Source organism: Peribacillus sp. FW305-BF15 (assembly GCF_058783805.1).
In genome coordinates, this window is the sequence record NZ_JBYSYV010000001.1 from 177,678 (window position 1) to 202,285 (window position 24,608).

The 24,608-nt window shown below is 40.1% G+C and carries 23 protein-coding genes and 1 pseudogene; 8 read left to right on the plus strand and 16 right to left on the minus strand.

The features are described from left to right. Window positions 1-217: 217 nt before the first annotated feature. Entirely contained in the window at window positions 218-403 is a 186-nt protein-coding gene (locus AC3WLU_RS00785) for a hypothetical protein (RefSeq protein WP_347343258.1), read from the minus strand. Window positions 404-629: 226 nt separating this feature from the next. Here AC3WLU_RS00785 and AC3WLU_RS00790 point away from each other — a divergent pair, with 226 nt between their 5' ends. Together AC3WLU_RS00790 and AC3WLU_RS00795 are read left to right on the plus strand one after the other, a co-directional pair. Then, window positions 630-761: a hypothetical protein gene (locus AC3WLU_RS00790; RefSeq protein ID WP_492596592.1), complete on the plus strand. Its 132-nt coding sequence runs from the start codon at window positions 630-632 to the stop codon at window positions 759-761. A gap of 27 nt (window positions 762-788) precedes the next feature. Further along, the gene (locus AC3WLU_RS00795) at window positions 789-1,139 is read left to right on the plus strand and encodes a class I SAM-dependent methyltransferase (protein ID WP_492596593.1); all 351 of its coding nucleotides are present in this window, start codon (window positions 789-791) and stop codon (window positions 1,137-1,139) included. Between the two features lie 309 nt (window positions 1,140-1,448). On the opposite strand, the gene AC3WLU_RS00800 is transcribed toward AC3WLU_RS00795, so the two are convergent. The 12 genes from AC3WLU_RS00800 to AC3WLU_RS00855 all read right to left on the minus strand — a co-directional run bounded on the left by AC3WLU_RS00800 (window position 1,449) and on the right by AC3WLU_RS00855 (window position 16,230). Further along, window positions 1,449-2,999, minus strand: coding sequence for a histidine kinase N-terminal 7TM domain-containing diguanylate cyclase (locus AC3WLU_RS00800; RefSeq protein ID WP_440439385.1), 1,551 nt, complete (start codon window positions 2,997-2,999; stop codon window positions 1,449-1,451). 219 nt (window positions 3,000-3,218) lie between these two features. Continuing rightward, window positions 3,219-5,018, minus strand: a complete 1,800-nt coding sequence (locus AC3WLU_RS00805) for a S9 family peptidase (protein WP_492596665.1) — start codon at window positions 5,016-5,018, stop codon at window positions 3,219-3,221. A gap of 291 nt (window positions 5,019-5,309) precedes the next feature. After that, window positions 5,310-6,347: a C40 family peptidase gene (locus AC3WLU_RS00810; protein ID WP_222619793.1), complete on the minus strand. Its 1,038-nt coding sequence runs from the start codon at window positions 6,345-6,347 to the stop codon at window positions 5,310-5,312. Further along, the gene (locus AC3WLU_RS00815) at window positions 6,337-7,419 is read right to left on the minus strand and encodes a dipeptide epimerase (protein ID WP_492596594.1); all 1,083 of its coding nucleotides are present in this window, start codon (window positions 7,417-7,419) and stop codon (window positions 6,337-6,339) included. Before AC3WLU_RS00815 ends, AC3WLU_RS00810 begins: the two co-directional genes overlap by 11 nt. A 15-nt stretch (window positions 7,420-7,434) precedes the next feature. Then, the gene (locus AC3WLU_RS00820) at window positions 7,435-8,595 is read right to left on the minus strand and encodes a DUF819 family protein (protein WP_492596595.1); all 1,161 of its coding nucleotides are present in this window, start codon (window positions 8,593-8,595) and stop codon (window positions 7,435-7,437) included. 161 nt (window positions 8,596-8,756) lie between these two features. After that, window positions 8,757-9,074, minus strand: a complete 318-nt coding sequence (locus AC3WLU_RS00825; RefSeq protein ID WP_492596596.1) for a DUF3870 domain-containing protein — start codon at window positions 9,072-9,074, stop codon at window positions 8,757-8,759. A gap of 320 nt (window positions 9,075-9,394) precedes the next feature. Next, window positions 9,395-10,261, minus strand: coding sequence for a carbon-nitrogen hydrolase family protein (locus AC3WLU_RS00830; RefSeq protein WP_057277690.1), 867 nt, complete (start codon window positions 10,259-10,261; stop codon window positions 9,395-9,397). Between the two features lie 52 nt (window positions 10,262-10,313). Continuing rightward, window positions 10,314-11,798 (minus strand): sodium:solute symporter family protein, encoded by a 1,485-nt coding sequence (locus AC3WLU_RS00835; RefSeq protein WP_034312033.1) that lies wholly within the window; start codon window positions 11,796-11,798, stop codon window positions 10,314-10,316. Further along, complete coding sequence (locus AC3WLU_RS00840) at window positions 11,795-11,995, minus strand: DUF3311 domain-containing protein (protein WP_492596597.1); 201 nt, start codon at window positions 11,993-11,995, stop codon at window positions 11,795-11,797. Before AC3WLU_RS00840 ends, AC3WLU_RS00835 begins: the two co-directional genes overlap by 4 nt. A gap of 128 nt (window positions 11,996-12,123) precedes the next feature. Continuing rightward, window positions 12,124-13,356 carry a Zn-dependent hydrolase gene (locus tag AC3WLU_RS00845; RefSeq protein WP_492596598.1) on the minus strand — a complete coding sequence of 411 codons (1,233 nt, stop codon included), beginning with the start codon at window positions 13,354-13,356 and terminating at the stop codon, window positions 12,124-12,126. A 102-nt stretch (window positions 13,357-13,458) separates the two neighbouring features. Continuing rightward, window positions 13,459-15,078: an amidohydrolase gene (locus AC3WLU_RS00850; RefSeq protein ID WP_492596599.1), complete on the minus strand. Its 1,620-nt coding sequence runs from the start codon at window positions 15,076-15,078 to the stop codon at window positions 13,459-13,461. Between the two features lie 267 nt (window positions 15,079-15,345). Beyond that, complete coding sequence (locus AC3WLU_RS00855) at window positions 15,346-16,230, minus strand: hypothetical protein (protein ID WP_492596600.1); 885 nt, start codon at window positions 16,228-16,230, stop codon at window positions 15,346-15,348. A gap of 192 nt (window positions 16,231-16,422) precedes the next feature. Between AC3WLU_RS00855 and AC3WLU_RS00860 the strand changes: the two genes are divergently transcribed. The 3 genes from AC3WLU_RS00860 (at window position 16,423) to AC3WLU_RS00870 (ending at window position 20,469) form a co-directional block, all read left to right on the plus strand. Then, window positions 16,423-17,154 carry a hypothetical protein gene (locus AC3WLU_RS00860; RefSeq protein WP_400449239.1) on the plus strand — a complete coding sequence of 244 codons (732 nt, stop codon included), beginning with the start codon at window positions 16,423-16,425 and terminating at the stop codon, window positions 17,152-17,154. A 555-nt stretch (window positions 17,155-17,709) separates the two neighbouring features. Continuing rightward, window positions 17,710-18,660, plus strand: a complete 951-nt coding sequence (gene rocF / locus AC3WLU_RS00865; protein WP_412992249.1) for an arginase — start codon at window positions 17,710-17,712, stop codon at window positions 18,658-18,660. A 372-nt stretch (window positions 18,661-19,032) separates the two neighbouring features. Next, window positions 19,033-20,469 (plus strand): amino acid permease, encoded by a 1,437-nt coding sequence (locus AC3WLU_RS00870; RefSeq protein WP_057277697.1) that lies wholly within the window; start codon window positions 19,033-19,035, stop codon window positions 20,467-20,469. 262 nt (window positions 20,470-20,731) lie between these two features. On the opposite strand, the gene AC3WLU_RS00875 is transcribed toward AC3WLU_RS00870, so the two are convergent. After that, window positions 20,732-21,010 (minus strand): hypothetical protein, encoded by a 279-nt coding sequence (locus tag AC3WLU_RS00875; protein WP_034312053.1) that lies wholly within the window; start codon window positions 21,008-21,010, stop codon window positions 20,732-20,734. Between the two features lie 381 nt (window positions 21,011-21,391). On the opposite strand from AC3WLU_RS00875, the gene AC3WLU_RS00880 reads away from it, so the two are divergent. Together AC3WLU_RS00880 and AC3WLU_RS00885 are read left to right on the plus strand one after the other, a co-directional pair. After that, window positions 21,392-22,723 (plus strand): oligosaccharide flippase family protein, encoded by a 1,332-nt coding sequence (locus AC3WLU_RS00880; RefSeq protein WP_492596601.1) that lies wholly within the window; start codon window positions 21,392-21,394, stop codon window positions 22,721-22,723. 181 nt (window positions 22,724-22,904) lie between these two features. Next, entirely contained in the window at window positions 22,905-23,096 is a 192-nt protein-coding gene (locus AC3WLU_RS00885) for a DUF3934 family protein (RefSeq protein ID WP_034312059.1), read from the plus strand. A gap of 215 nt (window positions 23,097-23,311) precedes the next feature. On the opposite strand, the gene AC3WLU_RS00890 is transcribed toward AC3WLU_RS00885, so the two are convergent. Continuing rightward, on the minus strand, window positions 23,312-23,677 hold the full coding sequence (locus tag AC3WLU_RS00890) for a DUF948 domain-containing protein (protein WP_492596602.1): 366 nt from the start codon (window positions 23,675-23,677) through the stop codon (window positions 23,312-23,314). A gap of 95 nt (window positions 23,678-23,772) precedes the next feature. Further along, window positions 23,773-24,162, minus strand: a complete 390-nt coding sequence (locus AC3WLU_RS00895; protein WP_492596603.1) for a DUF948 domain-containing protein — start codon at window positions 24,160-24,162, stop codon at window positions 23,773-23,775. A gap of 130 nt (window positions 24,163-24,292) precedes the next feature. Between AC3WLU_RS00895 and AC3WLU_RS00900 the strand changes: the two are divergent. Continuing rightward, window positions 24,293-24,546, plus strand: a pseudogene (locus AC3WLU_RS00900) (four-helix bundle copper-binding protein). Window positions 24,547-24,608: the final 62 nt, after the last annotated feature.

Genomic DNA, 24,608 nt, shown 5'->3' on the forward strand with positions numbered 1-24,608 from the left:
TGATTCCCTAGGATTCCGTCTTGCACGGTCTTTTTAACTTCGGCAAACAAGCCAAAATCATTCAAAGCTCACGGCTTTATCTTAGTTGTACATCTATACATATTTTCCTGATTTTTTCAGGAATCCACTCCAATGGCTACAAAATAAAAAAACCTGATGATTTGTCAGGTTTTTTAAAATTTTCATCATTCGCATTACCAGAGAAATGCGAGAAAGACTAAAGATGCAATTGCGCCAAAGGCAAATCCATTTGCCGCACCCCATCCATATCCTGCATTAAAGCCTCCATAACCAAAACCCCCAAGGTTTCCGACACCGTCAAATGGACGAATATATACACGGTTCGGCGTAACCCGGTGTATGATTCCCCGATGTACGGTTCCTCTGCTTGTACGAATTTCAATCGGTCTTCCAACACCTTGCCTGCATTTATGATAATAATTTTGATATACCGTATTACACTCCCCTTGTTAGTGATTCTACATCGTATGCATTCGGGGACTAGCCTGCATGGTTTAAAAACCCACCATTCCTTTAAACGTCTTTCCCATATTCCTTGTCAATGGTTAAATCACTATTTAAAACCAAAGCATAAAATACATTTATACATTTACAAAGGAGACAATTCCATGAACCATTCATACCAATACGCACTAGCCATAATTGGCATCGAAGGGGCACACCCTGGTGGATTTGAACTGACTAAGCAGCTCTTAAAAAATGAAAAAATCACTCATACGTCAAAAATCCTTGATGCCTGATGCGGGACAGGGCAAACCTCAGCTTTCTTGGCAAAAACGTTCCTTTGCCGAGTATCAGCGCTAGATCATCACCCTGAAATGGTGAAACATGCAATAAAAAGATTCCAACAAGCTAACTTAAGCATCGACCTATATGAGCATTCAATAGAAAAACTGCCTTTTGACGATAATTCTTTTGATTTGATCATAGCCGAATCAACGACTGCAATCACTGATATACAAAAATCACTCAGTGAATTTTACAGGGTCCTAAAACTAAAAGGAACTTTGTTATCCATTGATATGACAGCGGAAACCAGCCTTGATTCCGCCTCAAAAAAGGAAATCATGAACTTTTATCATTTAAGAGAATTATTAAAATGCAATCCGAATGGTTGAATTCCTTCCGATAAAACGGGTTTTCAGAGGTAAATATCTTGAGATCGAGTACCGCCTTAGAGCAATTAATGAATTCTTCAGTTTCAAATAGCCCCCTTCAGCCTTTGAATGAATCTTTGAAACGAGTCATGGACGAACATTACCGCCTCCTTTTTTCTTACGGAAACAGCCTCGGTTATAGAGTATACAGAGCTAGTAAAAAATAGGGCACTCATCATGAATAACGCAGCTTAAGATGTGTCTGGAATCTTGAACACAATGAAAAAAACCTAGAACAAGTTCAAGGTTTAAAAGAAAGGCAATATAGTCTTAGGCTATGATCTGTACACAATTTCGGCCATTCTTCTTTGCGGCATATAAGGCTTGGTCTGCCCGTGGCATCAATGTTTGGATGGAATGGCCTCGATCACCAGCTTCAATTGATGCATGAGTCACACCGAAACTGCAGGTAACGGAAATCTTCTCTCCATTAACCTCTGCAATACTTTCAGAAACCTTACCCCTTATAACATCGGCTAACTCATATGCAGTGGATAAAGCGGTATTCGGCAAACACACGATAAATTCTTCACCACCATAGCGCCCCAATAGATCTCCTTCCCGAATATATTCTTTTGCTGTATTTGCAACAAGCATTATGACGGCATCCCCTGCTTCATGTCCAAAATTATCATTAACATTTTTAAAATGATCGATATCAAACATGATGACTGAAACACTGCCGCCTTTCCTGCTTAGAGCATCGAATAAAATTTCTGATTTTTTGATGAAAAATGTTCTATTCAATATTTGGGTTAATCCGTCCAAGCTGGCAAGTTGTTTCAACTTTTCCAGCATGAGCACTCTTTCAGTTACGTCGGCGAAGGTAATGATCTGTCCGATAGGCAGGTTGCTTTTGTTGAACACGGGTGAAAAACCAATATGGTAATGTACCATATCACCATTTATGCTGCATGTAAAATCACTGTCTTGCTTAAGATTGATTATTTCCCTAAGGTGATGATTCCCATTTAGCACACTTGTAATAGATTTACCTATAGTATGTTCATCCAACAAAGGTATGACTTTGCGCATTCCATGGTTATAATCAACAATCAAACCATGTTGATTTAAAACGATGACACCCTCTTTCATACTTTCAAAAACAGTATCCCTGGCGATCGGTGCTACATTGAACATTTGAAAAGTCAATAGTGCCGCACCATGAAAGATAAACGTGATACTCATGGATACAGGACCAAGATCGATTCCATATGAGCTTAATCCGTTTATATAATAGTAATTTGCTATTATAGGAATAAGCAGACCTGCCACCATCATTGATATTTGCATCCTGAATCTGAATGAAGAATTTTTCAACTGCCTTAGCAATATTATTATACTTATCATCACACATAAAAAAAGAAACAGGGACTGAACGTAAAACCAAGGGCCGCCCACCAGTTTAATTATTGGAAAAGGACTATCGCCTCTCAATCGCATTGATTTGTAATATAAGTGATGAGAATCATTTGTATAATGCATGAAAATGGTGATGAACGGTATGATGAAGAGTGCATATTTCCATACCTTCTTGAGGCTATGCCCTATATATTCAATACACATCAACAAAAGGAAGACTGGGATGAATGGCAAGGCCAAGTACTCGACCCTTAACCAAAATAAGATTTGTTCCAAAGATGTACTGGAAAGTTCGAAAGCATAGGAAAAAGTAAAAATGGAAGACAATAATGTCACGATAATATACGGTTTTGCTCCAGGTGCATCCTTGACCTTTAATAGTGCAAATAAACACAGGAACAAACTTAAAGCACCTGCCAATATAACTACGAGTAAGTATATCGATAATTCCTGTGGCATTGCGAATCAACTCCGTTAAACAAAAAATACTTTTTCCGTATATTATATAGCGCTTTATAACTAGGTGACTAGCGTTTATTCGGGGAATTCTGAATTTTAAAGGAATAATTTTTTTAAACGCCATATTGGTAGCTATTTACTAACTCCCAAAACTTAAAAACCCCTGCTTCATCACTTTGAACGTGAGAGGCAGGGGTTCTTAAGTTGTAAAAATATGGATTACACCTTCTCTGTTACTGCTGTGAATCGATTTAAGAAGGAGAGTATTTTTTGATAGACGGCAATCTCATTTTCTTTTTTGGAAAATCCATGTCCTTCATTTTCTAGAAGCATATAATCGACATCTCTTCCTTTATCCTTCAACGCTTGAACGATTTGATCCGATTCCTCTTTGACGACACGGGGATCGTTTGCTCCTTGAATGACAAGCATTGGCTTTATCATGGATTCTAGATAAGTGATAGGCGAATACTCGATTAGTTTTTCTTTATCTTTTTCCGGATTTCCTACCCACTGGTCCATGACTGGCTTCCAGTCTTCAGGTACGGAATTGATAAATGAGAATAGGTTGGATGGGCCGAAAATATCGACAACCGCCTTAAAATAATCCGCATGTCGCCCGTGCAGCAGAAGGGCCATATAGCCTCCAAAGCTTCCGCCCATCAAAAGAATGTTGCCTTTTTGTGCATGCCCTTGGTCTATCAGCCAATCAAGGCCGGCTACATTATCAAGTCGCGGTCCATTTCCCCAATCTCCCTCTACCATTTTCATGAATTCCAAACCATAACCAGTAGAACCGCGGAAGTTTGGCGCGAAAATACTGTAACCGTTATTCAGGAAAAATTGAAATGAAGCTCTAAAAAACTTCCGTTCTGCCGCTTGAGGTCCTCCATGAGGCCAAAAAATGACTTCACCATTGTCATTTTCCTTTTTTGCCCTAAAAAATAACGATTCGATCTCCCGGCCATCAAAGGAAGGGTAGGTAATGATGTCCGGTTCAACCAATTCATTAGAATCGACGCCAGGAACAGTATATTTAGTTAATGATACCCACTCATCACCTGTATTTTTATAGATATTATGAGGCTTGGTTGCACTCATGCCAAATAGGTAAAGCGTGCCTGATGCAGCAACTTCAAGTTTATTAATGACACTGCATGGCACGGGGATGTTTCTCCAATTTACATTTTGCAGATTGATTTCATATAATTGATCCTCTACACCCTTTTGACTGGTTATATATAATAATTGATTCTCTTTACTATAAGTAATGGCAGTAAAACTCTCATTCTCCAATTCTTTAACTTTACAGAACTTGTTTGTTTCAAGGTTGTATGAAGCCAAATAGGTAAAGTCCGAATCATAATCAGTCAATAAATATATCATCGAATCCGAAACAAAAACCCCATCATTCACTGTGTGTTGTTTCTCTGTCGGCGGAGTGAGCAGGATATCTTCATTCCCTTTTTTTGCATAGAGAAGAGTATATGTATTAGCAAAGTGTTTATAGTAAAGTAAGGTTTCTTCATCCGGGCTGAAGCCAAATAAATAGGTCGCTGCATCTTTCCCCTCCAGTACCAGCCTTTCCTGTCCTGATTCTAAATCCAAACAATAGGAATTAAGAAAGGAAGGATTTCCTCTGGATGTCGTGTAGTAGAGCTTTTTACTGTCATTCGATAATTTTGGCATGAAATTACGTGTATTTTCATGATTAACGATTTCCTTCATTGTACCTCCATTCAAAGGAACTCCGTAAAACTGGGTATTTTCATTACCGTCTTGATCGAAACCAGCAATGATAAACCGGCTCTTCTTATCATATATAAGCCCTTGGCAGCTTTGATCGATGGATGTAAGCGGATAAGGAAAGGAGTTTGGCAAATCCATTCCCCATAAATTATACTTGCCGCTCAAATTGGTACTGAAAACCAGATGTTTTTCATCTGGACTTACAGCAAAATCAGCAATGGAAAACGTTCGTAAAAATTGCTCAACATCAGGTTTTGGAAAAGTGATCATCATTGGCAACCCCTTACTTTTATAATATTGAGAAATATCCGTAAATAATTATACCATATTTTTCCTCATCGGTACTGAGGAAATAGTGAATTAAGGTTTTAACTAGCGAAATATGGATAATATAATCTCATTTAATATTAACTAAAACACTCTATAGGCATCCGGAACATCCAGGTTATGCAAAACTATTCTTTTTTAAATTCATCGGAGCATCGTTATGTCATTCGATAGACTGATCTATTTACATATGAAAAAAGCTTAAGAGCACTGGGCTCTTAAGCTTGTTAAGCATCAATCGATATATCTTCTTGCTCCGGCATATTCCTCTCCGTATCCCGATGTTTTTATTTCATCTATCCTTACATGTGTTGAGCTGTTAGGCGAATGGATCATTTTGCCGTCACCAATATACATTCCAACATGATGGACCTTTCCTTTCCCTTTATCATGGGCAAAAAATAGTAAGTCACCTGGCTGAAGATTTTCTTGTTCAACCTTTTTGCCATGCTGGGCCTGAATGGAAGAGTCCCGTGGGATCGTTATTCCATTAGCGTGATACATCGTATACGTAAATCCAGAACAGTCAAATCCAAAACCGGACATTCCAGCCCATAGATAAGGTAGCCCCAAAAAACCTTTTCCTGATTCAACGATGTCCTTACCGGTTGGAGCCGGTATTTGATTTTCATTTTGATAGACTGACACGTCTTGCTTTTCCATCCATTTTGCCCCATTACCCGGTGTCATCACCTTCACTTTATCTTTTTTCACCTGCAATAGCGGAAGGCGGGTATTGAAGCTGACTTCGATGAATTTGGACTGAAGTTTCGAATCCGAATAGAGCCAGGTCTTTGGGGCATTTACAAGGGCAAATCCTCGTTTAAATTGCTTCTCAAAAGAATGTCCGTCTTTTAATTGTCCCTTCGGCATCCAACCTGGGTAACCAATATCATTGCGGGGTGTAGGTTGATTGGAAACGGCTACTTTCACCCATTCGCCACGTTCTTCAAGAATCGTCACTTTAGAACCATATAAAGCTTGTGTTTCCAGGTTACCTACAAGCCACAGCTTGTCTTCATATTTCATCGAGCCGATCCATTCATTCAAATCAGCGGGATTCGATGCAGAAGGGGCATCGATTCCCCTTAATAATCCCGGCTCAGTCCAAAGAGTGGCCACGTTCACATCAACATACGCAATTCTCTGCTTCTCCCTGGAACTAGCTTCATTGGGACTGAATACTAAAATACCAAAAGCCAATAAAGATAAAACAAAAACGGTTAACCTTTTCAAATCATTCACCCTTTCGAAATTGTTTTTATTGAGCAAAAGAGGATTTCCTCTTGACTCCCAGTCCAGGTTTATCGGAAATGAGAAGTTGATCTTTCATAAATTGAATGCCTTCAAATGGCTCATTCTTAATCCATAATGGGGCATCTAAATCAATCTTCGTTATATTTGGATGGGCGGTTGCCAGATGAGCCGCGGCCGCTACACTAACTGTTGATTCCATCATACTCCCGATCATGCATTCCACCCCGGCTGCTTCTGCCATATCTGCGATTTGGAGTGCTCGTCGAATTCCGCCAGTTTTCATTAATTTGATATTAAGGAAATCAACAGCATGTTCATTCAGGAGCCTCATGGCATCACGTGGGGAAAACAAACTTTCATCGGCCATGATCGGCACTTGGACAGAGCGTTTTATTTCTTTCAATCCTTCGATATCATGGGCTTGCACGGGCTGTTCCACCAAATCAACGTTCAGCTTTCTTTCTTCGATTTCATGAATGATGGAAATCGCTTGTTTTGTTGTCCACCCTTGATTTGCGTCAATCCTGATCATAACCTGTTCGCCAACAGCAGCACGAATGCAGGCAACGCGCTCCACGTCATTCTTCCAATCCTTCCCCAGTTTTATCTTCATCGTAGAGAATCCGCTTTCGATAAGGGACAATGCCGCCTTTGCCATTTCTTCAGGTTCATCAACGCTGATTGTCATATCATTTTTCAGGACATTAGATTTACCGCCAAGATATTGATATAATGGGAGCTGCCATCGTTTGCTGACTGCGTCGTACAAAGCGATTTCAACAGCAGCTTTTGCACTTGTGTTACCTACACAGGATCGTTGGATCAGCTGAGACAATGCATTGATATTCTCGATGTCGCGGCCAATTAGATGTGGTGTGATTACTTCTTCAATGACCGTCATGATTCCTTTTGTAGAATCACCTGTGATGGCAACCGTAGGGGCTGCAGCCCCCAAACCTTCCGTTCCATCCTCCAATTTTACGGAAACCATGATGTTTTCAATTTCCATTGCAGTGCGTAATGCAGTCTTGAATGGCTTGATAAGTGGCAAGGTTTCCACTGATACTTGTAAACTTTCAATCTTCATATTAACAACCCTTCCTTAAAAGCTTGAGAGTATATATGATGTAAGAATTCCAAAATAGGTGCCCAGAAGACTGCCAAGTACTGCCATCAATATCCCGACCGGTATTAGCGACCGGTTGAATGCACCAGCCAATATGGGGGCTGATGCCACGCCCCCTATGTTGGCCAAAGAGGCAACTCCCATTGTAAATAGATCCAACTTAAAGATTTTGGCCAAAATGACCATGATCAATCCATGAAAGAATAGAATCATAAAGCCGGAAATAATATACACAGGTGCTTGAAACAGCTGTGAAAAATCGGCATGGGAAGCAATTAAACCAATGACGATATAAAGCATGACTTTGGAAATTTCCATGGAACCGGCGATACGTCCAACCTTCGTGACAGCCAGAATTAATCCTACGGTCGAAGCGATGATGATCGTCCAAGTGGTTCCATTCACAGCGGCACCGAGTACCGGCAGTCTCTCCCCAATTTTGGTTGCACCTGCTGAAACAATTAAAGCCAGCGCCAAGAAACCGATCAATTCCACGAATCCAAATTCCGTCTTGGCGGTTTCCCCCGCTTCAAGCTCGGAAGTCATCTGATCAATGAAAGATGTATCCGCTTTCGTCCAAATATTGAATTTTCCAGCAAGAGGCACCAGCCAAAACAAGAACATGACCCAAATGGAATAATTAACAGTATCCATGATCAACGCATAGCCAAAAATATTTTCAGGCACATCGAGTATGCCTTGCAAGATCACCATATTGGCAGAGCCCCCTGTCCAGCTTGCGCTCAAGGCCGAGAATGCCTTCCAAGTTCCTTCCGCATAAAAGCCATTCATTAAAACGTAAGTAATAGTGAACCCTCCAATAATGCTGAATGAAGCCGCAAAAAAAGTTAACAGCATCTTTGGTCCAAGCCTGATGATTTTCCGCATATCGCATTGCAAAAGCATAAGCATCAACATGGCAGGCAAGAGGAGCCCCCGTATGGTGCTATTTGCACTTTCGACTGACTCACTATCTGAAAAGACCCCGAATGTTTTCATCAGAGCCGCTCCAATATAAATAAGGACAATACCTGGAACATACTTGAAGAACTTTCCTCCTATCTTTTTCTCCACAACCGCAATCAGGGCAGTAAATGCCAATAAAAAGCAGACAAACATTACACCATCTTGAATCATATTCCATACCTCCTAATCTTTTATAACTAAATGCAATTTCCATTTTATTTAACCCCATCAATGAATTATTGCATGGCACTACATAGAAAAATCCAGCTGCCAAAGAGCGCGTATGCACTCTTTAACAGCTGGATTTCAATTGCGACTGACAAAAGAAGCAGCTATAACTTATAAAGTTGCTGATATTTGATGCTGGCATTTCTTAGGGCGACGGTCAGTGCTTTCTGAGATGAACCAAAATACCGTTGCTCAATTTCTGTCTCCAATTCATCGGGCCGAAGAATGGATTTACCAACTAACATGGATTGTATGAAGCGATATGTAATCGATATCGTGGTCGAGCATTCCGCATCCACTATTTCATGCGTATCACGATTAATGACGAACCCGATAAAAAAGCAGTTGAATTGCTGTGTAATTGGATTATTGGACGGTGCCTTCGATTCGCCAACTATATATACTGTATTCTGTTGAAACATGATTGTTGTGCCTCCTGCCATTACAGACATCATAACAGGTATAAATAGGGTGACTATCTATATTATTACAATATGAAATGGTTATATATATTTTAATATATATAGCAAGTATTTGACAATATATTTTGTATATTAAGTCAATTCCCGATTCCTTCGGCCAGAGAATAGATAAGTTCTATAACTAATACGCCAATCAAACTGAAGAATCACGAAGAATAACCAGGTATTGTTAAAGAACTCATTTCAGGGGTCATTTTTTGACCTACCACCGCACTTTATTGGACCATCATTCGGACGACAATGGTTCGGGATCCAACACTTCATTTCAGCCCTTCATATGGTTCATATTTTGCATACATATCTTTTCGGCGATTACGATCCTTGAAGGTGGTTGCTGCACCACTTTTTCGATTCTCATAAAGTTCGTCCATATCCACTGTACCGGTAATGATGGTATGTTCATTCATTACCGCCTCGGCCACTATTCCATTAGCAGGCCAAGCGCTGTCACAGGGGCTAAGGATACTGGCACGGCCATATCCGTTCGGCAAGGGTGATCCTGGTTCACCAACTGTGGGGCAATGAACAAAATATACCTGATTTTCTATTGCACGTGCATGTGCGCAATGGCGAACTCGCCAAAAACCAGCCTCCGTAAATGTGTATGATGGGCAAAAAATGATGTCGGCACCGTTCACTGATAATATCCTTGAAATTTCAGGTATCTCCGCTTCATAACATACCGCTATCCCTATCTTAACCGGACCCACGGAATAAACCTCCAGTTCATCGCCTTCAGAAGTATGCCAATTCGCTTCAGCAGGAAAGATATGAGTCTTTTTATGCTCAACGACTGATCCGTCTTCATCAAAAATATAAGCAATATTGTAGTATTCATTTTCGCGGCGTTCCAGATGAGTTCCTGCAATGATGACTTGTTTTCTTTTTCTTGAAATTGACCTGAAAAGATCTTTGTATTGATTGGTATATTCATCGATCCTGATAACGGACGAGGCATCCTGTTCTCCAAAGGCCGCTGATAACCCGATAGTTAACAGTTCAGGAAAAATGATATAATCCGAGTTTTCGGGAACTTGGGTGATCAAGTCTTCTACTTGTTCCTGAAATTCAAGGAAATTTGACACTTTTTCTACACGAAATTGGCAAGCCGTTATTTTAATTTTCACAAAAGCCCTCCCATATCATGTTTTATCAGTTCTTCCAGACTTTTAAAAGAAATCAGGATATCTTGTCCAGATCATTCATCTCGGTCTGTTGCATGGAGATTTGTTTAGTCAGGGCACTTACAAGGAATGTTACTAGTATATTAATCAACAAAGCTATGACGCCTGTACTGATATCATTAATTACATGTGGGGTATTTGGCAGGAATGTAGCAACCTTCACATCTGCAATTGTCGCATATAAAACAATCAGGACACCTGCCAATATTCCAGCCATCGCACCATACTTATTGATTATATTGGTTTTTGGCAAACTGAAAAACAAGGACGGGGCCAGTTGCGTAATTAAACTGTATGACATGATATTCAGGATGGCCAAAGCCTCGCCGCCTGTAACCGTTACAATTAAAGCAATGATTGAGATACCAATAATGATTATCCTTGAGACAATCAATTGATGTGTTTCAGTCGCAGCAGGGACCAGGACTTTGAAAAAGCTATTTGTCAGACCTACCGATGCAGCCATTAGCATGACTGAAGCCGGTACTAGGGCCGTCAATAAACCTGCAGCTCCGATTACCCCTATCACCCAAGGATCGAATGTTTGTATCGCCAGCCTTAAAAGTGAGAGATCACCATCAGCTCCTTGCAAACCCGGGATTTGCATGATGGCTGTAAACCCAATGAAAAAAACGAACAGCAGCAACAATGTGTATAAAGGTAACGCAATCGCATTTTTGCGAAGGGTCCTTTCCCCATTGGACGATAAAACGACCATGAAAGTTTGTGGCAGCAAATAAAATCCTAGTGCATTCAGCAAAACGGTGGACACAAACCAGGACTGACTCAATCCCTGATCTGCCAAAACCAACATTTCCGGTTTGGCAGCTTGCACGGTCTCGAACATTGGCTGTATGCCTCCGAAGTAATGAACTGGAATGTAAATCCCTAAAAAGATGACGACCACCAAAATCATGAAATCTTTCAGTATGGCAGTCCATGCCGAACCATGAATGCCTGAAATCATTACATAGGTAGTTACAACCACAGCACCGATCACACTTGCCGCAACTGGTGAAATTGCTCCGTATGATGCTTCTGAAACAATGATACCCAATCCTTTAAGCTGTATGACTATGTACGGGACGAGGGCTAAGCTTCCCAATACAGCAACGATCATCCCCATTGACCTGCTTTTATATTTAGATGCAAAATACTCTGGCTGAGAGATAATGGAATGTCGTTTTGAATATCTCCATATTTTAGGGACGAGCCAATATGATAGGACATAAGCTAAGAAAATATAGGCGGGAACATAATAAGCAGCGGCACCTTTTGAGTATGCCCACCCACTTCCGCCCAGGAATGTAAAAGTTGTATAAATTTCACCTGCTATCAAGAGAAAAATGAAGAATGTACCGAAGCCCCTGCCCCCTACGGCAAATTGCTCCATATCCATATCCTTCCCTTTTCTTGCTTTAATCCCTAAATAAAGTGCTAGAACCAAGAAGATGGCAATGATGAGCAATGAGATATTCATTCAGATTCACTCCCTTTATTATCAGGATCGAACTTATAGACGATCATTAAGATAATCGATGCCATCACCATCCAAGCTGCAACCCAAAATAACAAAAAAGGCATTCCCAATATGTACGGTTCTATTTTATTTGCATAGGGCAATAAACCTAAAAACCCTATAAATGGAACAAAAAGCAATAGCTTAATAGCAGCCAAATTATACCCTCCCCTAATTAGTTTCCTTACACGGGTGCATAACCATCAGTCAAGCCGACTTTCAAGCTGAACTGATGGTTTGATGGCACCCTTCGGTACTGGCTGTATACAACCAACCATATTTCCGCTTAAGATGACTGGATGGCAAGGACCGTTTCCAATATTACATTGACGCCTTTTTCACAATCTTCCCATGTGGTAAGTTCCTCTTCACAATGGCTTTTCCCGTTGATGCTTGGGACGAAAACCATGGCAGTAGGTATATAACTGGCTATAAACTGTGCATCATGTCCTGCACCGCTTACCATTCTTTTATATGGTAGTCCTAATGATTTGCTCGATTGCTCGAGCAAATTGCAAATGGATTTGTCGAACCACACGGTATCCCTGTCCCACAATTTTTTCGCTTGGATGTCGCAGCCGCCTTCTGAACCTCTAGTTGTAAGGCCTTTTATGACTTCCTCCACCTTTTCGATGACTTTGGAATCCTTATGTCTCGCTTCAAGCGAAAAAACCACTTTATTAGGGATGACCGTATGGATATTCGGAAACACATTTACCCTTCCCATCGTAAAAACCAAATCGTCATCAAGCATGCTTAGCTTCTGACGGGCCTCCATGATCAAGCTATTCGCGGTGAAGAAAGCATCTTTTCTCATATTCATCGGGGTGGTTCCTGCATGATCGGATTCTCCTGTAATTTCTATCTCATAGCAAACCATACCAAGGACACATTCAACGACACCGATTGTTAGTGATTCCCGTTCAAGAATGGGCCCTTGTTCAATATGCAACTCTAGAAATGCAGTTGCTTCTTTTAAACGAGACTCTTGATCCCCTGCATAACCAATGTCACTCAAGGCACTTTCGAAAGTGGTTCCTTCACTATCCGTCTTTTGCAGCATGACGGATTTTTCGAATTTACCCGAAAGAACTCCCGAAGACATCATGGAAGGTTCGAATCTGGCTCCCTCTTCGTTCGTAAAATTGACGATCATTACCGGAATTTTAGGCTGGATATTGTTTTCGACCAGAGTACGCACGACTTCCAAGCCTGCAGCTACACCCAAGATACCATCAAACCGCCCGCCCTTTTTTACAGTATCCATATGCGATCCCATTACAATAGGTGGTTTGTTTTCAAGTCCCGCTAAAGTGGCGTAAATATTCCCCATATCATCGATCTTAATGGTCATACCCAATTCTTTACAGCAAGCGCAAAAATAATCACGGACTAATCGATCTTCGTCGGAAAGGGATAGCCGTGTGACCCCGTTGTTTTCTGTGCGTCCAAAATCAGCAAATTTCTCTAGCGTACGACTCAGCCTCTCACCATTAATTAGTAATTTTTGCTTTTTCATAGCGAATATCCCCCTTTTAGATAACCTGCTAAATCCTCTTCGTTCGCTTAAGCCAAAAAAATGTAAGTGAAGGTCCTGTTGTTTTAGAATAGTCATGCTAGATTATATTTCCACCATTGTTTCCCTATGATAAAGAATCTCCCCATTCAGAATCGTCGATTCAACTTTCAAATCCTTGATATTTTGGGAATCCACTTTCAATATACTATCATTCAATACTACTAGATCGGCCAGCTTTCCTGCCTCCAGGCTGCCTTTGACATCTTCATCGAAACTAGCAAACGCGCCATTCCATGTGTATAGTTTAATGGCTTCCAATACGCTAATCGATTGAATCGCACCTATTTTCATACCAGACCTGCTTGTTCTATTAACAGCAACGTGTATGCCTAATATAGGGTCGTGATCAGTTACGGGAGCATCTGAACCGGCTGCGGCCAGGATGCTATTATCAATAAAATCACGGGCAGCGTACATATGGTTGACCCTATTGCCGTAATGTTCAATATATATATCACCGAATTCATAAGGAAATGGGGGGTTGGGGATTGGGATGACCCCAAGTTCTTTCATCCTTTTTTGTAAATCTGGTGAAGATATTCCAGCATGCTCAATTCTATGTCTATGATCTTTTCTGGGCGATTCATTCAAAGCCTTTTCCACGCAATTTAAATACATCTCTATTGCCCTGTCTCCTTGGGCATGGACTGTGATTTGAAAGCCTCTTTTATGTGCCTGACCTAATACTTGATGGATCTCCTCTTCTTTATAATAAAGAATCCCGGAATAACCAGGATCACTCGTATAAGGCTCACGGGTGGCAATTGTCGGACCGGTACTGCTGCCATCCGTAAACAATTTGGCTGGTCCGATTTTGAATCTTTCGTCCCCCGTTCCGGTTATCACTCCCGAATCTACCATTTTATTCACAAATTCATGAGAATTATTCAATGAACCGACCATCGCATAGATACGGACACGAATGTCCTTATTTTTTATGGCCTGCTGCATTAAACGGAAACTGTCAGGACCATGAGCACCAGCTTCATGAATGCTTGTAATGCCTGCTTCAATGAAATGTCCCGATGCTATTTTGACCGCCTTCAACAGTTCACTTTCTGAATAGCTTGCTCTGTCGGCCATTATCATATTTGCTGTTTCAATGAGTTTTCCTGTAAGTCTCCCCGCTCCATCCTTTTCAATGATCCCTCCAGTTGGATTCTCTGAGTTTTCATCAATTCTAGCAATCTCAAGCGCCCTGCTATTCACCACGCTTATATGGCTGCATGTGCGATTCACGATAATGGGATGGTCTGTTGAAATAGCATCCAATTCCGCTATTGTTGGATAACGTTTTTCTTTCACTGCGGTCTCATTGAAGCCCCAAGCCCGAATCCACTCACCTTTAGGGATCGTCGAAGCTTTCTTCTTCAGATCGATTAACAAATCTTCTACAGATTTGATATGTTCAGCTTTACAGCTCACTGCCAATTGATTGACACCATACAAGATAAGATGAATATGAGAATCTATAAACCCGGGAAGTAAGGACTTTCCCTGCAAATCAATCACATTTGTTTCTTCTCCGATAAATACCTTGATTTCCTGATTCGTTCCGACTGCCGAGATACGATCACCGTTAATTGCCAGGGCTTCCGCGACTTCATTTTTTTGATTTACGGTTATGACTTCGCCGTTTATGAACACGATATCAGCTTTCAACCAACACACCCCTTCCTTATTGTTTCCCCCTCAGTTCTGTCACCTCTTCATTTGCTGTCCCTGCCGCCACTTACCGGAATATTCTGTTTTCAACAGATTCATTATATCCACACCAGATTGTGAAATCATTAGACAAATAGTTAAAAATATCATCGTTTTTTTATACCTTTTATATAATTGCGTTCTTAATTCCTAAGGGGGCTATAACCAATCAAAAAAAGGATAGATCCAGCTGCTTATTTGCTTATCTATCCCGCCATTATTCAATTACACCCCATTGTTTCTCCCGATAATGCCAATGGTCAAATACTGTTTATTTTCTTGAAAATCCCATGGCCAGTATCGAAGAGTTAATTCACTTTTATCCAATTTTTCAATAAACGTTTTTACCCCTATTAAGGCTGCCCCATAACCAACGTTCGAGGCCAATGCAAAGATGGCATTCAGCCCTTCGTTAATGGTATCCATATACTCAGGTTCGATTTTTAAGATATCAGTCCATGTAATACAGAATCCATTTTGCTTGGTACATTTTGATATTGAGTGATTCACTGTACGAACGATTTCATCCCTTACATCCAAAATTCCATTCTTCATCTCTTCTGCATCTTTTTTCTGATAGTGGTTTGCATGATCGGAAAGAAGCTCCATGGCCCAATTATAAAATAGTTGAGTATAAATGGCGGACGTTGCCACGATATCAAAATCATTATAATAATTAGCAAAAACACGTTCAGAAAGCTGACCTAACCGATTCTCGGTATCCTTTAAATACCGAATAATTCCCTTTGCCGTTTCACCACGATTCAGCATGGAAGATAGGTGGTGATCAAAATCCACTTTATCGAGGCCTGTTACATCACTTTCAATAAGTTGAATTTTCTCCCGGGTCCGTTCAGGCAAATTTGCCGTACCCTTTTCCATACTTTCCATATCAATATCAAATAGGTATATGGAGTTGCATTTAGTTGCCAGATACTCTATATCCAAATCATCGCAATTGCCTGCTCCGACGATAGCCACTTTATCTACGAACGCTTTTTTCGATAAAACGGCATCGAATAAACCTGTAACTTGTATACGATGTTGTTTCCACCGTAACTTTCTGTATTCATCCCGATTATGGTTCATTTTTCTTTGATAGGTTTCCAAGTCAATCTCTCCCTTTAGGGTACTAAGGATTTATTTATTGTAACAAAGTATCCCGATCTTTTGGAGGGCAGGTAATTTAGATTTCGCAATGGGCAAAAGATAGGCTCAATTTCCATAGTAAAATGAGCGATAATGATGTTAGAATAATATGGGAATTGTTTTAAAGTAGCAGTGATTACAGGAGGGTGTTCCTTGAGCAAAACAAAGAAGATTTTACTTACTTTACTAGGTGTTTTTTCAATCATCTTGGTCGGTGTTGTGATCCTTTTGTTTACATTCACACAGAGCATGAAAGCAGATCCCGATGAAGAAAAGAAGATCCGGGATCAAGCTGAAAGATACTTAGAAGAAACTTTTGATGAAGGAACCGAAATATATGATGTCCTATACGACAATATGGGAAACCGGGGCTATTTTGAATACGCAGCTAAAGTGAAACATGAAAAATATGGTACGCATTTTCTTGTTTTCTTTAATGATGAAACAGGGGAAATGGAGGATACATTCCTATCTGATAAATGGCAAGATGATGCAGAGAAGGAAATCAGGCCATATGTTGAAAAAGAACTGGGTGACGTGTTGATATCCAAGGAAATGGAAAATATTGCAGAAAGCGAAGATTGGGAGAAGATTCAAGAAGAAATAGGTGATTATAATCAATTACTCTTGGTCTTTGATGAGGGGATCGATAAAGAATTGAACATTGATCCGAATAAGCCAGCCAGCTATAAAGATTACGAAGTTTCCCCTACCATCCGGATTACCCTTTCACGTAAGAAACAGGATGCAGATGAAGACCGCTTTAACGAAATGATCAATGGCCTTAAAAAAGATAAAGTTCTTGAACATGGAAATATGATTGTAGAATATATAAGTACCAAAGGTGTGCCACTTGAAGATGAGGAATGGCATAAAAGGTTTTAAAACCAACATATAGTTTAACAGGAAGGTAAAAGGCAGCCGCTCTTTACCTTTTTTGTATTTGTGAAACAAACCCTTCAAAATGGCACTTTCCTCTAGTAATCTATCCTATTTTTTGTAATGAATCGTTTCTCGCGGTTAACCACATTAGAGAAAAAGTTCTTTATTCTCACGTCAAAAAAATTTTTTTAATATAAAAATAAAAAATCCTTCCATGCATTTTAGGTGAAACCGCTCATTTTGATGAATAAATGTAACCAGTATAATATATTCAATATCTTCAGAATCTTCCTTCGGCCACCGATTCAGTTTGGCAACGCTATCACTTCCATTCCTGGAATAAAAATCTTAACAATCGCAGATTTCAAAGGAATTCAGCCAATTCCCTTCATACCCCACACGGTAATGTATCCTATTCATAAATAACCAATAATAGGAATTTAAACCCAGGACTTTTACCCTTTTTTCAATCGTATAAATATTCAAAAAAATGTCGAGTTGAGTCATCTATCATTTTACCCTTATACTAGGGTAGAAAAATCGAAGGAGGAATTACATATGAAAAAGGAAATTTCAATCATTGGTGTGCCAATGGATCTTGGTCAAACTAGAAGAGGAGTGGATATGGGGCCAAGTGCCATCAGATATGCAGGATTAAGTGAAAGACTTGAAAACATTGGCTATACTGTCCGTGATGAAGGTGATATTAAAGTAGAAATACAGGAAAGAGCACAAAGTGATAGTGACACAAATTTAAAGAATCTGCAGGATGTAGCAGAAGGTAATGAAAAATTGAGTCAAAAAGTGGATCAAGTCATCCAAGCAAATCGTTTTCCTTTAGTTTTAGGAGGAGATCACAGCATTGCTATCGGGACATTAGCCGGTTTAGCGAAGCATACTGAAAACTTAGGGGTAATATGGTATGATGCACATGGGGATTTAAATACTGCCGAAACTTCCCCATCAGGAAACATACACGGTATGTCCCTAGCCGTAAGTTTGGGTCTTGGCCACCCTGCACTGACTAACATCGGCGGATATTCTCCAAAGGTCAAACCAGAGAACATTGTCATCATTGGTGCCCGTTCTTTAGACCAAGGTGAGAAAGAGTTAATCAGGGAAAAAGGAATTAAAGTCTATACGATGCATGAGATTGATAGAATGGGTATGACAAAAGTGATGGAAGAATCGATCGCCTATCTGAAAGAACGTACGGATCTTGTACATTTATCACTTGACCTTGATGGTCTTGATCCAGATGATGCACCTGGGGTCGGTACGCCTGTAATGGGAGGCATTAGTTACCGTGAAAGTCATCTTGCCATGGAAATGCTGGCTGAAGCTAATATCATTACATCGGCAGAGTTTGTTGAGATAAACCCAATATTGGACGAGCATAATAAAACGGCTGAAGTTGCTGTCGCATTAATGGGCTCATTGCTTGGGGAAAAATTACTTTATGGAGCGGAAGAACATATCACTCCTGATTTATTGGCTCAAGTTAAATAATCGGACACTTTGTTTTTGATAGAAAGATAGAGAGTTCTTTAAAGTGATACTCCATAGGAAAAAGCCCATACTTCGTTTATGAGCTTCTTCCTCCATTGGCGGATGATCGATTTGAATCAATTTATATCCCTAGTTTCCTGACGCTTGGCTTCTCTTTCTTTATTAAGCGGCGCTTTCGAAATTAATTCTGCATAGGTACCTATGTTCCTTGAATCATGCTTCTTTAATGCAGAAGTAATCTCCTTTCGGAGGGAATTCGACATCATCTAAGAATCAGATTCTAAGCTATTAGACTTGTAAGAACACAAATTCCCTAAAAACGTCCCAACATAAATGAAACCGTTTGCACCCATCAGGTAAAGGAGTTTTTCAATGAAAACAGCAGAAAATCAACCAAATGAATTAAAACGGAGCATGAAAGCAAGACATTTATTTATGATTTCAATAGGGGGATGTATTGGTACGGGCTTTTTCATCGGTTCGGGCTATACCATTCATGAAGCAGGAGCTTTCGGCGCTATCCTCTCTTACATAGTCGGCGGCTTCATCATGTATTTAACGATGCTATGTCTAGGTGAACTATCCGTTGCGATGCCTGTTTCCGGTTCGTTTCAGACATATGCGACAAAGTTCATCGGTCCTGGCACCGGGTTTGCCATTGGATGGCTTTACTGGTTAGGTTGGGCAGTTACAGTTGCCTTGGAGTTTCTGGCGGCAGGCCAGCTTATGCAAAGATGGTTCCCTGAATCACCCGTTTGGATGTGGTGTGCAATCTTTGCTTTTCTCATCTTTTCACTAAACGCCTTATCAGCAAAGGCATTTGGCGAATCGGAATTTGTTTTTTCCAGCATAAAAGTATTGGCCATCATTCTGTTCATCATCGTTGGCGGTGCTGCTATGTTTGGTTTGATTGATATGAAAGGTGGACAAGAGACACCATTTTTCTCAAACTTTTTCGCTGAGGGTCTTTTTCCTAATGGGATATCGGCCCTGCTCATCACAATGATTACAGTGAACTTTTCCTTCCAGGGCACAGAGTTAATCGGAATTGCCGCTGGAGAAAGTGAAAACCCGGAAAAGGTCATACCAAAATCCATCAAACAAACGGTGTGGAGAACCCTCTTCTTCTTTGTTCTTTCGGTCACTGTACTTTCGGCGATGATTCCAAGGGAAAAAGCAGGTATCTCAGAAAGTCCATTCGTTGTTGTACTGGATAGTATCGGGGTTCCGTATGCAGCTGACATCATGAACTTCATCATTCTTACAGCACTATTGTCAGTGGCGAACTCCGGCCTTTATGCTGCCACACGTATGCTCTACTCGCTTTCAAGGGAAGGCATGGCAAGTCCGAAACTCGGTTTGGTGAATAAGAGAGGAATTCCGCTTAATGCCCTGCTCATCACACTGGCGATTGCCGGTTTGTCTTTACTTTCTAGTGTAGTGGCTGCAGACACAGTATTTGTCTTTCTTCTCTCCCTTGCAGGATTAGGTGCACAAATTGGCTGGATTGCCATATCTGCTAGTCTTCTTGCTTTTAGAAGATCATATACCCGCCAAGGTGGAAAGATAGAAAATCTGAAATTCAAAGTTCCGCTATACCCATTCATCCCCATTCTTGCTTTAGCAACAAACTGCATCGTCATGATCAGTTTAGCATTTGTTCCTGAGCAGCGAATGGCCCTGTATTGCGGGGGAACATTCTTCCTTGGATGTTATGCGGTTTATCACTTTAGAGTGAAGAAAAACAAGACCATAGAAACGCCTAAGCAGGAAGTTGAATTAAATGCCGGTAAAAAAATGGTCATTTAATCCAGAACGCTGCGAAGTATAGTAAGTGGTGAAAAGTAATTTTTACAATCCATCAAGATTGCTTTTCAAAGAAGAAATACCCTGGATATTTACACACCCAGGGTATTTCTTTTATTTAGTCACCATTCCTGCCAGCTACCCAATGGTAAACCGCTTTCCAGCTTTTTTAGTTCCCCTAACCACCCCTGTATATAAATAGGAAGTTAAATTTCAAGCTACATCTGGGCAATAAAAACCAAATGTCAAAACAAAAAAAATCATCTTAATCGATGATTTTATATTGTGCAAATTCTTTTAATTTAGGCAGGATTGGCTCTAAAATTTCCTTGGCTATGTAATCGGTGTCCAATCCAATGAAGCGTTCACTTTCCATGTCGACAGATCTCGCATTTTCCGGGTCATCACAAAAAATAAACGATATGATTCCGTTATCCTCCATCATATCTACATATTTAAATGTAATGTCATGTTTCGTAAGACAACTTTCAAACGCAATGCACAATTCATCTATATTTGATTGACTAATAGATGTGAATTTCATATTGATCATCCCCTCTGCTAAAGGATAGCAAAATAAAGCTTGAATTTCAAAGCGAAATTCGTGTCCCACTCTTATGTTCTTCTGACACTTTCGATAAAGGAAACATGGCAACAAAAAAGCCCTCGATTGGAATATTACTGAATGAAGCCTTTTGATAAATGTCATGGCTAATGATTTTCCCATTTGAAATGATTGTAACCAAATCGATTCATTCCATTTCCCGAGCTTACCCTTATTTAATTTTTTATCTTTCAACAGCGATTAATAAGGATTGCCATAGGCATAATCGCATTTTGTATAGCCGTGATCTGCAGTTCCTCATGAATATTCCATGGCATGTCTCATATCTTTATACAAACACCTTGTTAGGAGTGGACCAACATGAAATCTTTTTATAAAGGAACGCTCATCTTGATTATCGCAGCGTTTTTTGGTGAATGTATCGAATTTTTAGTGAACATGCTCCTAGCCAGGGAATTACACGAAGAGGGCATGGGGCTTTATATGTCCATATTGCCAATTTTCTTTTTGATATATGTGATCGCCAGCCTTGAATTACATATTTCCATCTCAAAATTCGTTGCGGAAAATAAACAGACCATGCATTATAATCTTATCATTCATGCACTTAAGATGGCTGCAGTCGTCGTATTGGTAATGTGTGTAGTCATGCCTTTCATACTTTCCTTCTCATCCATAATGGACAAATACCATCCCTATATTAAATGGCTGCTCATCACACTGATCCCAATAGTTGCCTTTTCGTCGATTGCAAGAGGCTATTTCATGGGTGTCCAGCAAATGGGGAAGATTGCCTTTTCCAACTTTTTAAAAGATATCATTCAATTCGGCTTGCTTTTCCTCATCTTTAACTTATTTCATTTTAACCAGGAAAAGTCATTATTGATGGCCTTTTTTGTTTTGATTGGCAGTGAGTTCCTCGTTTTTCTTTACTTGATCAACCTTTTGATTCTTCAAATGCGGATCATGAGGCGCGGTACGAACTCACGGACAACCGGTAAACTTGCACGGCAAAAGTTATTGGCGGTTTCTCTGCCCACCATGGGGTTAAGGATCTTTCATGCGATAACAAATGCCATCCAACCTTTTTTGATCCACACTGCCCTTCTCTCGGCAGGATTCGGTGCGGTAGTAGCTACAGAGCATTTTGGGATGCTTACTGGAGTTGCAATGACGATCGGCTTCTTTCCAGCCTTTATCGCGCATTCCTTAATGATCATGCTCATTCCGAATGTTTCGAATGCATACAAGAGGCAGGATAAAGAAAAATTGAGGGTTTTATTGCAAAAATCGATGTCTTTCACCGTATTGTATGGAGTTCCGGCCGTGTTTTTCATTTATTTCTTTGCGGAACCTTTGACCTCCCTCTTTTTTTCTTCAACTTCTGCCGCATACTATTTAAAATTATTATGTCCTTACTTCCTTTTTCATTTTTTTGTCATTCCCATGCAAGCCTATCTCATCGGCCTGGGTTTAGTGAAAGATGCTTTCATCCATACCGTATGGTCCCATATTGTTGCCTTTTTAATGATGTATATCCTAGGGTCACAGGCTTCTCTTAATATGGGAGGAATCATTTTAGGAATGAACACTGGTGCGGTATTATTAACCTTCATGCACTACTTGACCATTTGCAAAAAAATCGGCATAAGCATCTTACTGACGAAATCAAGATCGATATCGATAAAATGAAGCCAAAAGCAAGTTCCGCACGGCAAAAACTTTTGCTATTATTGGTTTATAAAGATTTAGATTAAAAATATTGAGCCTTTCCCTGTACATATCACCTTCGTTACTGTATATTTCAACATACTTGGGTAATAATCAAGTAAAATGGTTTAAACTAACCATACAATAGTAATGGAGTGATTTCATGAGTAAAGCTAAGGCTAAGAGCGGAACGGGTAAAGGTACGGGAACTGGAACGGGCAAGAAGGGCTGGAATCGTTGGAAAACAAGTGCCAACAAGAAAAAAAGCGCCAAACCATATGTTAGTAAAGGCGTCAAGCATTCCAGTGATTCAAAAACATCCGGTCACTCTACAGGTGACAAGACAGAAAAATAATTGCTTGTCCTACAATCCATACAAAACATACAACATTTATGTTTGTTCCATATTCTCATACAGGGTGTTAAGAGATCTGTATGAGAGAAATGGGTCTTATAGATATAAACCACTAACAATATCCAAATGAGGCATAAGAGTACGGCTATTATACATACCATCAAAAAAGACACTCCAAAACCCGGCAGTGTCTTTCATTTTTATTTTTTTCTTTTTTATCTAACTTGGCTTTTGGGTTTGATAGCATTGATTTTTCTCGGGGAAAACTCTGTACGGAAGCCGTTAGTGGCTTTTTTAACAGAGTTTGTAACTGAATGTATCGCTTCACCAACGTCCTGGGCAGAATCCAATAATGGTTCAACCGTTTTCATTTTAGTTTTTACATCGTCGGTGATTTCATTTGCAGTTTGCAATAGTTGTTTCGATTCACCGGATAAATCGTGGATGGCATTTCGCACCTCAGCCAATGTGTGATTGGCTTCCCCTATCGTGACCATTCCCTTTTGAAGTGTACTTATCAAAAATACGACCAACCAAATGAAGGCTAAAGCGATTGCAGCCACACTATATTGAATAATCAAGATAAAGCTCCCCCTCTGAATTAAATGGTAGAAACGATTGCCTTTAATAGGTTAGTGAATCCCGGAGTGCCAGTTTTTAAAGATAAATGATGATTCTATTTAAGTTTTATTTGAACCCCCCCAGCTTTAGTTCGAGTTGAAGGAGCTGACGGTGTGGATAAATCCTTGGGGCGGCCTTCCAAACTGGCTTCTTTCATGGTATTGGTTACATTATGAATCATTTCCCCAACATCTTGAGCGGATTCCAGCAATGGATCTACATTTTTCATCTTCCCTTTTACATCCGCAGTAATTTGATTGGCAGAGTGGATCAGTTGTTTGGACTCTTGCGTCAATCCATGGACGGCATTTCTTACCTCTTCCAGTGTCTTATTTGTCTCTTCGAGCGTTCCCATTCCTTTACGCAGCGTCTGGTTGACATTATATATCAAATACACGACGGCTCCGGAGACACTGGCAACACTTAATTTAATGAACATTTTCATATATCCACTCCTTTCATTTAAATTTATGCATTGTCCCTTTCATTCATTCCCTATAGTCCATTACTTGTCCGATCAGTTTTAAAGAACCATTTACCTTTCCCCAAATGAAGTTTAAAGGGTAGTTTAATGGATAATAGTAAGGGCGTGTAATCATTGTTACGACGCATGCTTAAAAGAAGAACATGTAAACATGATGCTGGAAAGCATTCGCTTGGATCGGGAATATGCGGATATTTGCTCTTTTTTAGTACAGGCGATAGGTAGAGGAACCCCGTTTATTTCAGAGTTGGCTAATGTTTTGTCAAGATTTGTGAAAGCTGCGGAAATGAATGCAAAAAACACGATCATGAACAGTGTCAAAAATGTGCCGAGGCTTGTTTGTGATGCGCAGAAGAATGCAGAAAAATAGTCGCTTGATGTAAGGATAGCATTAGCTATTCCTTTCA

Excerpts from the sequence above, each read along its gene's own strand:
- rocF (WP_412992249.1), top strand. The coding sequence starts at position 17,710 with ATGAAAAAGGAAATTTCAATCATTGGTGTGCCAATGGATCTTGGTCAA.
- AC3WLU_RS00875 (WP_034312053.1), bottom strand. The coding sequence starts at position 21,010 with ATGAAATTCACATCTATTAGTCAATCAAATATAGATGAATTGTGCATT.
- AC3WLU_RS00845 (WP_492596598.1), bottom strand. The coding sequence starts at position 13,356 with ATGAAAAAGCAAAAATTACTAATTAATGGTGAGAGGCTGAGTCGTACG.
- AC3WLU_RS00805 (WP_492596665.1), bottom strand. The coding sequence starts at position 5,018 with ATGATCACTTTTCCAAAACCTGATGTTGAGCAATTTTTACGAACGTTT.
- AC3WLU_RS00815 (WP_492596594.1), bottom strand. The coding sequence starts at position 7,419 with ATGAAGATTGAAAGTTTACAAGTATCAGTGGAAACCTTGCCACTTATC.
- AC3WLU_RS00870 (WP_057277697.1), top strand. The coding sequence starts at position 19,033 with ATGAAAACAGCAGAAAATCAACCAAATGAATTAAAACGGAGCATGAAA.
- AC3WLU_RS00820 (WP_492596595.1), bottom strand. The coding sequence starts at position 8,595 with ATGATTCAAGATGGTGTAATGTTTGTCTGCTTTTTATTGGCATTTACT.
- AC3WLU_RS00895 (WP_492596603.1), bottom strand. The coding sequence starts at position 24,162 with ATGAAAATGTTCATTAAATTAAGTGTTGCCAGTGTCTCCGGAGCCGTC.
- AC3WLU_RS00800 (WP_440439385.1), bottom strand. The coding sequence starts at position 2,999 with ATGCCACAGGAATTATCGATATACTTACTCGTAGTTATATTGGCAGGT.
- AC3WLU_RS00825 (WP_492596596.1), bottom strand. The coding sequence starts at position 9,074 with ATGTTTCAACAGAATACAGTATATATAGTTGGCGAATCGAAGGCACCG.
- AC3WLU_RS00885 (WP_034312059.1), top strand. The coding sequence starts at position 22,905 with ATGAGTAAAGCTAAGGCTAAGAGCGGAACGGGTAAAGGTACGGGAACT.
- AC3WLU_RS00835 (WP_034312033.1), bottom strand. The coding sequence starts at position 11,798 with ATGAATATCTCATTGCTCATCATTGCCATCTTCTTGGTTCTAGCACTT.
- AC3WLU_RS00880 (WP_492596601.1), top strand. The coding sequence starts at position 21,392 with ATGAAATCTTTTTATAAAGGAACGCTCATCTTGATTATCGCAGCGTTT.
- AC3WLU_RS00790 (WP_492596592.1), top strand. The coding sequence starts at position 630 with ATGAACCATTCATACCAATACGCACTAGCCATAATTGGCATCGAAGGG.